We start from the raw sequence: 7,501 nt of genomic DNA, 5'->3' as shown, positions 1-7,501 counted from the left end.
AGCCCACCTCACCGCCGCAGCCCACCTCACCGCCGCAGCCCACCTCGATCCCCCTGTCCTAGAACAAGCGGGTCAACCTGGCGAAGGGTCAGAAGGTGACGTTGCGCAAGGACGGCGGCGTCGCGCTCACGCTGGTGCGCATGGGACTCGGATGGGACCCGGTCAAGCGCGGCTTCTTCGGCGGCGGGTCACAGAACATCGACCTCGACGCGTCGGTGATGATGTATTCGCGCGGTTCGCTCGCGGAGGCCATCTACTTCGGTCATCTTCGGAGCAGCGACAACTCGGTCGTCCACTCCGGCGACAACTTGACCGGTGAGGGCGACGGCGACGACGAGGTGATCCGCGTCAACCTTCAGGCTGTCCCACCGCACATCGACAATCTCGCGTTCATCGTGACGTCGTACCGCGGGCAGACCTTCGAGGCGATCGACAACGCCTTCTGCCGTCTCGTCGACGACACGACCGGCGCCGAGTTGGCACGCTTCACGCTTCGGGGCGGCATGCCGTTCACCGGTGTGCTCATGGCCGTGATGTCGCGAAGCGGCGGGGACTGGAAGATGCGCGCCGTCGGCGACGGCTTCCAGGCCAAGACCCCGCGGGAGGCGGAAAGGTACCTCGGCCGGTACCTGGAGTAGGTCTGCACGGGGTGGGCGTGCACGGCCGGCGCGCTACGACGACCAGCTTGCGGCCGACGATGAGCTGGAAGCGTCGGCTCGAACGCGGTCGATGGCGACGACGAGCGAGATGATCATGGCTTCGAGCGCGTCGTCGAAGACGTCGACCTCGTAGGTGTCGCCCCAGCTGAGCAGCTTCCTGCGAATACTGGCGACCCGTTCGCCATTGCGCGACACGTCGAATGTCATGTCCCACCAGTCACCGGAGACGTCGAGCGCCGCACCCTCGATGAAGTACTTCGGCTTGAAGAAGCTGAACTCCTTGCGGATCGTCGCGACCTCGACGCCCTGCATCTCGACCGTGAACCGTGGCAAAAAGCTGAAGACGGTCTTCGTGATCTCCGCGATGGGAGCGCCTGATCCGTCAGTCACGGTGAAGTGCTTGGGGACCCGCATGAAGCTGCCCTGCACGTAGTAGCGCGGTTGCTCGGACTCGCCGAACACGGTGAACTGCTCGCCGACCGAGAAGACCTTCTGCTTGATATACAACCTCGACACGATGCACACCTTCCTCCGCGGTTCCGGCTACGCCTCTACCCGCGGTTCCGACCACCCTAGCCAAACCCCGTCCCTACCCGGTCGACGCGAGGCGACGCCCCGTCGACGCGAGGTCACTGCCGACTGTGCGCTCGAGAATGCCGACTGGGCGCTCGAGAATGTCGACCGGGCGCTCGAGAATGTCGACCGGGCGCTTCTGAGCGTCGAGCGTGCATAGGCAGCGGCGATCGGCCACAGTGGGAAGGTGCCTGAGAACGCCACGAACGAGTCACCCTTCTCGCCGCCGGCGCGCGAGCCCGATTACCGTTTCACACTCGCAAATGAGCGCACCTTCCTCGCGTGGCAGCGCACAGCGCTCGGACTCCTCGCCGCTGCGATCGCCGCGTTGCAGTTCCTGCCCGATCCGACGCACCCCGCGTTTCGGTATGGACTCGGACTGGCTCTCGGGCTCCTCGCCGTCGTCGTATCCGCCGGCGGCCTGATCCGGTGGAAGCAGAACGACGACGCGATCCGACGCGAACAGCCGCTGCCGAGAAGTTCACTGATCGCGGTGCTGGGTGTCGCTCTGACCGTGATTGCGGCGGCCGCGGTCATCACGGCGTTGATCGTCGCGCGGCCATGAGTGATCGATCCGACCCCGCGATGCGCGCCGGATTACAACCGCAGCGCACCGACCTCGCATGGAGCAGAACGTCATTCGCGATTCTCGTCAATGGGCTTCTCGTCGCCGGTCGCGAGGTACTGCGACCGAGCTCGTCGCCTCTGATCTATGCGCTGTGTGGCGTCGCGGCAGTCGCCTCCGTCGTGGTCGCGGTCATTGGGCGTCGGCGTCGCCGAGTGCTCGGCGACAACTCCGCCCCATTGCACCGCTCGGACACGGCGGCCGTCATGACTACGGCTGCCGCGGTGTTGACGACCATCGTCGTGCTCCTCACCGCGGCGCTGGTGTAGGAACGGCGAGGTCGGCGGAGCGCTCGGTCGACGGAGTAGTCGGCCACGAACTTCCGGTTGCTGGAGTTCCGGTTGCCCAGACGCTCGGATTCCGCGCCTGTGGGCAACCGCAACCGCGGCTCTTACTGAGATGCGACAACGTTCCCGCGCGTCATCGCAGGTCGTCGAGCCTGCCCGTCGGAACGTGAATCCAGCCCTCGCGGTGGGCGATCGGCATGTCTGCTTCGAGCGGAAGTGCGGTGCCGCCGAGGCTCGCCGCACGTGCGATGAGTGCGGTGACGACGGCGTCGAATGCGTTGTCGTTGCTGGCCATGAGGGCAGCGTGGGGTCCGACGTCCAGCCAGGGTGCCGCCGCTCGCAGGTCGTCGACAAGACCCGCGAGTACATCACGATGCGTCGAACGTTTGTATCCGCGCGATGTCAGTCCCCAATGCTTCAGTGCGCCAGCGGGATACGCTTCGACGGCCCAGCCGTCGATCCGATCCGACACTCCGAGGTCGGCGAGCAGACCCGCACAGCGAAACGCCACGTGCGCGATCTGATCTGCGGACACGCTGAGTGGTCGGCCCAGTCCGTGCTCGACGAGGTGGCGATCAGTGCGTCGGTACGCAAGGGGGCGACGTGTTGCGATGTCGTCGAGCTGCGACTCCTTCGCTGTGTCGCCACGATGGTGAGCGCTGACGAACTCGACGAAGGCGTCGGGCCATCCGAATGGAGAGTCGATGCCGCAGCGATCAGCGCCGCCGACGAGCGCGCGGATCGTCGAATCATCTGCGGGAGTGACCAATTCGCGTAGTACAGCCGAGTACCCACCACGGCCGACGTCGTCTTCACGCCATTCGACGACGGCGACGGCGGTCGACGCGGGCGAGGCAGAAAGGTCGACGCCCGCGGTGATCACGCTCAGATTTTCCCGTCGAGGAACTCCGCGTAGGCAGGAAGATCGAGTTGACCGTGACCCGACAATCCGATCACGACGACCTGCTCAGCAGGATTGTCGGCGACGTGTCGAGCGCACGCCGCGATCGCATGCGTCGACTCGAGCGCGGGCACGATGCCCTGCGTACGCGCGAATTGCACGCCCGCGGCGAATGCGTCGTGCTGATCGATCGCCACACCCTGGACCAGGCCCTGCTCGACGGTGTGGCTCAGTGCGGGCGCCATGCCGTGGTAGCGCAGACCGCCGGCGTGGATGGGATCGGGCACGAAATCCATTCCGAGAGTGTGCATCTTGAGAAGCGGGGTGAGGCCCGCGACGTCGCCGTGGTCGTAGCGGTATTCGCCCTGCGTGATCGACGGGCACGCCGAGGGCTCCGCGGCGACCACCCTCGGGTTCGACCGGCCGTGGATCTTTTCGCGCAGGAACGGGAACGCCAACCCGGCCAGATTGGAACCGCCACCCGCACAACCGAATACGACGTCTGCACCATTGGGTTCGACGGCGACGAGCTGTTCGACGGCCTCCTGACCGATCACACTCTGGTGCAGCACAACGTGATTGAGCACGCTGCCGAGCGCGTACCTGGCGTCGGGGTCGTTGGCGGCGACCTCGACGGCCTCACTGACGGCCATCCCGAGACTGCCAGTGGTGTCGGGGGTCTTCGCGAGAATTGCACGGCCCGACTCGGTCAACGTCGACGGGCTCGAGTGAATCGTGCCGCCGTATGTGCGGATCAGATAGCCGCGGTATGGCTTCGAGTCATAGGACGCGCGCACCTGCCAGACCTCGACGTCGATGCCGAACTGTGCACCCGCGAACGCGAGCGCACTACCCCACTGACCCGCGCCGGTCTCGGTGGTGAGCTTCCGGACACCGTCGACGCTGTTGTAATACGCCTGCGCGACAGCGGAATTGGTCTTGTGTGAGCCGACGGGGCTGACGCCCTCGTACTTCACGTAGATCCGCGCGCCCGTGTTGAGCGACTCCTCGAAGCGTCGCGCACGGATGAGCGGCGACGGCCGCCACATCTTGTAGATCTCGCGCACCGGTTCGGGGATCTCGATGTACGGCTCGGTCGAGACCTCCTGCGCGATCAGTCCGCTCGGGAAGAGCGCGACGAGATCGTCTGGTCCGACGGGCTCCTTGGTGCCCGGATGCAGGTGCGGCGGGATCGGCTCGGAGAGCTCCGCCGCGAGGTTGTACCAGTGCGTCGGCACGTCCACGGTGATGAGGTCCGGGTTGCTTGCGTCCACGTGCATCGTCATGCGGACACTCTAGTCCGCGGGCGGGCAGCGCCGCGGGCCGATTCGGCGCTCGGCGTCGGGCGGGGGTTAGGCGGCTCGACGTCGAGCGCCCCCGCAGAAAGTAGGGGAAGGAACCTTTCCCCGCGTTGCTGATCCCTCCCCCAGAAGCTGCGCGCGGAAACCGAAGAAGCCCGCGGAAAGAACGCTTCCCCTAGTTCCTGCGTCCTGGAGCCCGGCGTCGGGCAGGGGTTAGGCGGCTCGACGTCGAACGCCCCCGCAGAAAGTAGGGGAAGGAACGTTTCCCCGCGTTGCTGACCCCTCCCCCAGAAGCTGCGCGGGGAAACCGAAGAAGCCCGGGGAAAGAACGCTTCCCCTAGTTCCTGCACCCGGTGCCGCGTCCCGACGTCGAACCGCACGACCGCTCGGGGCGTGCGCCCCGACAGAAAGTAGGGGAAAGAACCCTTCCTCGAGTTACTGACCTCTCCCCCAGAAGCTGTGCGGAGAAACCGAAGGAACCCACGGAAAGAACGCCTCCCCTAGTTCCTGCACCCCGGTGCCGCGTCCCGACGTCGGGCCAGGGGCAGCGCGACGTCGAACACACGACTACTCGACCTCCAGCGCCCCAAGAAAGTAGGGGAAAGAACCCTTCCCCTACTTTCCGCGCGGCCGCCGGCCGACGAGGCCCGCCCGCCGGCCGAGCCCGCCGAGTCCACCCGACCCCGGCGCGCCTAGTCCCGCGAGCCGCTCGGGGATGACCACTTCCAGTCGCGCACCTCGGGGAGGTCCTCGAAGTGTTCGCGGACGTAGTCGTGGTGGCGGGCGAGCTGGTTGTTGCAGTACGCCACCAGCTCCTCGGCCTTCTCGGGGGCGCGGCGTGCGCGACGCAGCGCCTCGATCACCAGGTGGTAGCGGCTCATCTTGTTCAGCACCACCATGTCGAACGGGGTTGTGGTCGTGCCCTGTTCGGAGAAGCCGCGCACGTGGAAGCGTCCCGGATGGGTACGCCCGTGCACCAACTGGTGGATCGCGCGCGGGTAGCCGTGGAATCCGAACACCACGTCGACGTCGCGGGTGAACAGCTCGTTGAACTTTTCGTCCGACAGTCCGTGCGGGTGATCGTTCTGCGGCAGCAGCACCATCAGGTCCATCACGTTCACGACGCGCACACGCAGGTACGGCACCCACTCGCGCAGCAACTGCGCGGCGGCGAGGATCTCCTGCGTAGGGACGTCGCCCGCGCTGGCGAGCACGATGTCGGGTAGCTCGCCCTCGACGTTCTCGGTGCCCGCCCAATCCCAGATCGACGCTCCGGCGGCGGCCTGCTTGTTGGCCTCCTCCAGCGACAGGTACTGCAGGTGCGGCTGCTTGTCGACGACGATCAGGTTCACGTGATCGCGGCTGCGGAGGCAGTGATCCGAGATCGACAGCAGCGAGTTCGAGTCCGGCGGCAGCCACACGCGAACCACCTCGGGTGAGAGTGGCAGCACGAGGTCGATCAGCCCGGGACCCTGGTGCGAGAACCCGTTGTGGTCGTTTCGCCAGCACGTCGACGTCAGCAGGATGTTCAGCGACGCGACGGGTTCGCGCCACGGCAGCGTCGCCGCGTGCTGCAACCACTTGGTGTGCTGCACCACCATCGACGCGCTCACCATCGCGAACGCCTCATAGGTCGCGAACACACCGTGCCGACCGGTCAACGTGTAGCCCTCGAGCCAGCCCTGGCACAGGTGCTCGCTGAGCACCTCCATCACACGACCCGACGGCGAGAGGTTGTCGTCGTATTCGGTGACCGGAAGCTGCCACGCGCGGTCGGTGACCTCGAAGACCGCTCCGAGCCGGTTACTCGACGTCTCGTCCGGGCAGAAGAGCCGGAACGTGCCGCCGCCGTCGGCGTCGGAGTTCTGCGTGTAGATGTCGCGCATGAACTCACCGAGAACGCGGGTCGTTTCGAATGAGACGTCGCCCGGTTCGGGGATGTCGAGCGCGTACTGCTCGATCGGCGGCAGCCGCAGCGGCGAGAGCAACCGACCACCATTGGCATACGGCGTCGCACCCATCCGGAGATCGCCCGCAGGCGCAAGCGAGGCAATCGATTCGACGATGGCGCCGTTGTCGTCGAAGATCTCCTCCGGCTTGTACGACTTCAGCCACTCCTCGAGGATCGCGAGGTGTTCGGGGTTTTCCCGGACGCCCGAGAGCGGCACCTGATGCGCCCAGTGCGTGCCCTCGATCTTCTTGCCGTCGACCTCTTTCGGTCCGGTCCAACCCTTGGGTGTGCGCAATACGATTGCGGGCCAATGGGTGTCGGGCAACGTCGAATCGGCGCCGTCTGCGCGCGCCTCGGATTGGATCTCACCGACCCGACGACGGGCCTCCACGATCGCGGCGCGCAGGTCGGAGAACACCTGGGCGGGATCGTCGCCCTCGACGAATGTCGGAACCCAGCCCTGCCCGTGCAGATAGTCGGTCACCTCGGCGTCGGTACTGCGGCCGAGGACCGTCGGACCGGCGATCTTCGCCCCGTTGAGGTGAAGGATCGGCAGCACGGCGCCGTCGCGCGCGGCGTTGAGGAAGGCCGGAATCTTCCACGAACCCGAGAGTGGCCCGGTCTCGGCCTCACCGTCGCCGATGACACAGGCGACGGTCAGGTCGGGGTTGTCGTAGGCCGCGCCCGCCGCGTGTACCAGTGCATATCCGAGCTCGCCGCCCTCGTGGATACTTCCCGGGGTCTGCACGCTCACGTGACTGGGGATGCCGCCGGGCGTCGAGAACTGACGGCAGAGACGTTTGACGCCGTCGGCGTCGAGGGAGATCTTCGGGTAGACCTCGGTGTAGGTGCCTTCGAGGTACGTATTCGCGACAAGCGCGGGACCACCGTGTCCGGGACCGGTGATGTAGAGCCACGAACTGTCGGACTCCTTGATGATCCGGTTCAGCACCGTATAGATCGCCGAGAGTCCCGGGCTGGTCCCCCAGTGGCCGAGCAGACGAGGCTTGATGTGGTCGCGCGAAAGTGGTTCGCGCAGCAAGACATTGTCTTGCAGATAGATCTGGGCGACGGTGAGGTAATTCGCCGCCGCCCACCATCGCAGGTCGGCGTCGAGATCCGCCTGCTGATACGCGCGCTGTTGGGTGGAGACCTCGGTCATGCGGGTTCCCTTCGAACTCGTCGACTCTTGATGGTGCTCTTG

At 66.1% G+C, this 7,501-nt stretch carries 6 protein-coding genes and 1 pseudogene; 3 read left to right on the top strand and 4 right to left on the bottom strand.

Annotated elements, in window-relative coordinates; translation table 11 throughout:
• Positions 1 to 638 (top strand): annotated as a pseudogene (locus B3T59_RS01245) (TerD family protein); the annotation flags it as partial.
• Positions 639 to 671: 33 nt separating this feature from the next.
• On the opposite strand, the gene B3T59_RS01240 reads toward B3T59_RS01245, so the two are convergent.
• Positions 672 to 1,175 carry an LURP-one-related/scramblase family protein gene (locus tag B3T59_RS01240; RefSeq protein ID WP_287001299.1) on the bottom strand — a complete coding sequence of 168 codons (504 nt, stop codon included), beginning with the start codon at positions 1,173 to 1,175 and terminating at the stop codon, positions 672 to 674.
• A gap of 244 nt (positions 1,176 to 1,419) precedes the next feature.
• Here B3T59_RS01240 and B3T59_RS01235 point away from each other — a divergent pair, with 244 nt between their 5' ends.
• On the top strand, positions 1,420 to 1,797 hold the full coding sequence (locus B3T59_RS01235; protein WP_005202450.1) for a YidH family protein: 378 nt from the start codon (positions 1,420 to 1,422) through the stop codon (positions 1,795 to 1,797).
• Positions 1,794 to 2,126 (top strand): DUF202 domain-containing protein, encoded by a 333-nt coding sequence (locus tag B3T59_RS01230; RefSeq protein ID WP_005202452.1) that lies wholly within the window; start codon positions 1,794 to 1,796, stop codon positions 2,124 to 2,126. The genes B3T59_RS01235 and B3T59_RS01230 overlap by 4 nt, the downstream gene beginning before the upstream one ends.
• A 151-nt stretch (positions 2,127 to 2,277) precedes the next feature.
• Here the strand turns inward: B3T59_RS01230 and B3T59_RS01225 are convergent, their stop codons facing one another.
• From B3T59_RS01225 to B3T59_RS01215, 3 genes are all read right to left on the bottom strand, one after another.
• Positions 2,278 to 3,027 carry a DUF429 domain-containing protein gene (locus tag B3T59_RS01225; protein ID WP_287001298.1) on the bottom strand — a complete coding sequence of 250 codons (750 nt, stop codon included), beginning with the start codon at positions 3,025 to 3,027 and terminating at the stop codon, positions 2,278 to 2,280.
• Between the two features lie 2 nt (positions 3,028 to 3,029).
• Positions 3,030 to 4,331, bottom strand: a complete 1,302-nt coding sequence (locus tag B3T59_RS01220; protein ID WP_287001297.1) for a TrpB-like pyridoxal phosphate-dependent enzyme — start codon at positions 4,329 to 4,331, stop codon at positions 3,030 to 3,032.
• Positions 4,332 to 5,038: 707 nt separating this feature from the next.
• Positions 5,039 to 7,459, bottom strand: a complete 2,421-nt coding sequence (locus tag B3T59_RS01215) for a phosphoketolase family protein (RefSeq protein ID WP_287001296.1) — start codon at positions 7,457 to 7,459, stop codon at positions 5,039 to 5,041.
• Positions 7,460 to 7,501 lie beyond the last annotated feature (42 nt).

Origin of the sequence: Gordonia sp. UBA7860 (assembly GCF_002500165.1) — a bacterium.
Classification (GTDB): Bacteria; Actinomycetota; Actinomycetes; order Mycobacteriales; family Mycobacteriaceae; genus Gordonia; species Gordonia sputi.
This window is presented reverse-complemented; position numbering and strand designations above follow the sequence as displayed.

What these genes read in the sequence shown, in the direction of transcription:
- B3T59_RS01230 (WP_005202452.1), top strand. Translation starts at nt 1,794, where the DNA reads ATGAGTGATCGATCCGACCCCGCGATGCGCGCCGGATTACAACCGCAG.
- B3T59_RS01220 (WP_287001297.1), bottom strand. Translation starts at nt 4,331, where the DNA reads ATGACGATGCACGTGGACGCAAGCAACCCGGACCTCATCACCGTGGAC.
- B3T59_RS01215 (WP_287001296.1), bottom strand. Translation starts at nt 7,459, where the DNA reads ATGACCGAGGTCTCCACCCAACAGCGCGCGTATCAGCAGGCGGATCTC.